Annotated in this window: 2 protein-coding genes and 1 pseudogene; all 3 read left to right on the top strand. The window is 67.6% G+C overall.

From position 1 onward, the window contains the following. Positions 1-33 precede the first annotated feature (33 nt). Positions 34-1,017 (top strand): ribonucleotide-diphosphate reductase subunit beta, encoded by a 984-nt coding sequence (locus ACM2XV_RS14185; RefSeq protein WP_344775513.1) that lies wholly within the window; start codon positions 34-36, stop codon positions 1,015-1,017. 119 nt (positions 1,018-1,136) lie between these two features. Beyond that, the gene (locus ACM2XV_RS14190) at positions 1,137-2,033 is read left to right on the top strand and encodes a sulfurtransferase (RefSeq protein ID WP_487027399.1); all 897 of its coding nucleotides are present in this window, start codon (positions 1,137-1,139) and stop codon (positions 2,031-2,033) included. Between the two features lie 76 nt (positions 2,034-2,109). Then, a pseudogene (locus ACM2XV_RS14195) lies at positions 2,110-2,463 on the top strand (hypothetical protein); the annotation flags it as partial.

Below are 2,463 nucleotides of genomic sequence, written 5' to 3' on the forward strand. Positions count from 1 at the left end.
TCCACCACCGAATCGGAAGGCAAGTAACACCGCATGGGAATCCTCGGTACAGGCGTCAAGGACGGCCTGCTCCTCAAGCCGATCACCTACAAGTGGGCGATGGACCTCTACGACCAGGCGGTGGCGAACACCTGGTTCCCCAATGAGATCCAGCTCGGCGAGGACCTGGCGGACTTCAAGAGGATGACGGAGGAGGAGCGCCACGCGGTCACCTTCCTGATCTCGTACTTCAACCCGAACGAGCTGCTCGTCAACAAGGCTCTGGCCTTCGGCGTGTACCCGTATGTGAACGCACCTGAGGCGCATCTCTACCTCGCGAAGCAGATGTGGGAGGAAGCCAACCACTGCATGTCGTTCGAGTACGTACTCGAGACCTTCCCCATCGACCGCGACGAGGCCTACAACGCCCACGTCGACATCCCGTCGATGGCCAAGAAGGAGGAGTTCGAGGTCAAGTTCATCCGCCGGATGACCGAGGAGACGCTCGACATCACGACGACGGCGGGCAAGCAGGACTTCATCCGCAACCTCGTCGCGTACAACATCATCCTCGAGGGCATCTGGTTCTACTCGGGCTTCATGGTGGCGCTCTCGTTCCGCCAGCGGAACCTGCTGCGCAACTTCGGCTCGCTTGTCGACTGGATCGTGCGCGACGAGTCGCTGCACCTGAAGTTCGGCATGAACCTGATCCTCACGGTGCTCGACGAGAACCCCGACCTGCAGACGCCCGAGTTCGCGAACGAGATCAAGCAGATGATCCTCGACGCGGTCGAGATGGAAGAGCAGTACAACCGCGACCTGCTGCCCGGCGGCATCCTCGGGCTCAACGCGAACTACATCAACCAGTACGTGAAGTACCTCGCCGACCGCCGCCTCGAAGAGCTCGGCTTCGAGCCCGAGTACAAGGTGAGCAATCCCGCGAAGTGGATGGCCACCGCGAACGACACGCTCGAGCTGGTCAACTTCTTCGAGTCGACCAACACCTCGTACGAGTCGAACGCGAAGGCGTCGAGCTGAGTCCCTCGGTTCATCGAGCACCGCGGTGAACCGCACGTAGGGCGCGAACCGCACGTAGGGCGCACGTTTTCTTCCGAAACGTGCGCCCTACGGCGTTTCCGCCGCGTTAGCGTCGAGGCGTGACCGAACGCGAACGCCCGATCCTCACCGACCCCGACGAGCTGGAAGTGGCCCTGCGCGATGGGCGCTATGCCGACGGCGGCCCTGTGCGCGTGCTCGATGTGCGCTGGGGCGGCGTCGGCCGACCCGCCGGCAAGCCCGACGGCCGCGACGCCTTCGAGCTGGGGCACATCCCCGGGGCGGTCTACGTCGACCTCGAGACCGAGCTCGCGCTGCCGCCCGCGCGCCGCCGCCCCGAGGACGGCCGCCACCCGCTGCCCGAGCTCGACGAGCTGCAGCAGTCGGCGCGCAGCTGGGGCATCGACCCCGGCGACACCGTCGTCGTCTACGACGACCTCAAGAACCTGTCGAGCGCTCGGGCATGGTGGCTGCTGCGCTACGCGGGCGTCGCCGACGTGAGGCTGCTCGACGGCAGCCTGCGCGCATGGGTGAGCGCGGGAAATCCGCTCGAGAAGGGCCCGGGCGACCCGCCGGTTCCGGGCACCGTGACGCTCGCGTACGGCGCCCTTCCCGTGATCCCGCTCGAGGGCGTCGCCGAGTTCGCAGCATCGGGCGTGCTGCTCGACGCACGAGCGGGCGATCGCTTCCGCGGCGAGGTCGAGCCGGTCGATCCGCGCGCCGGCCACATTCCGGGCGCGGTGAGCGCACCGACCACCGCGAATGTCGACGCGAACGGGCGGTTCCTAACGCCGGGCGAGTTGCGCGCGCGGTTCGAAGAGCTCGGCGTGACGGATGCCTCAGCCGTCGGGGCCTACTGCGGCAGCGGCGTCACCGCGGCGCACGAAGCGGTCGCGCTGACCCTGGCGGGCTTCGCGCCCGTGCTCTACCCCGGCTCGTTCAGCCAGTGGTCGAACCACCCCGAGCTGCCGATCGAGACGGGCGAGACCGCGGAATAGGCATCCGTCAATCCCCCTTGCCGCGACGGTTCTGCAGAGTGATGATCTAGGGATCATCGACACGAGCGAGGTCGCAATGAGTTCACGCATTTCGACACCGGATTACCTTCCGCGCCTCGGGGCGGGGCGGCACCGCACGCCGCGCCGTGGCGCCTGCTTCATGGAGTTCGCCTCGTACCTCGCGGGCGAACGCTGGAGCGATCACCCCAGCTGCACCGACCCGGTGCTGGCCGCGCTCGCCCGCGCGGTCAACGACCTGGTCAGCGACACACGCCGGCAGGAGCTGCTGCAGGACGTGCCGCGCGTCATCGGCCTCACGGCCTCGCGCGCCGGCACGCTGCGGGTTGCGGCGAGCGCCGCCGCGTCGGCGCTTCCCGTCTCGAGCATGCACCGGCAGCACGCCCTCGCTGTCGGGCTGCGGGCGAGTCTC

Source organism: Gryllotalpicola sp. CP2-P1 (assembly GCF_057512245.1).

Coding starts and splice junctions, on each gene's coding strand:
- ACM2XV_RS14185 (WP_344775513.1), top strand. CDS start 34: ATGGGAATCCTCGGTACAGGCGTCAAGGACGGCCTGCTCCTCAAGCCG.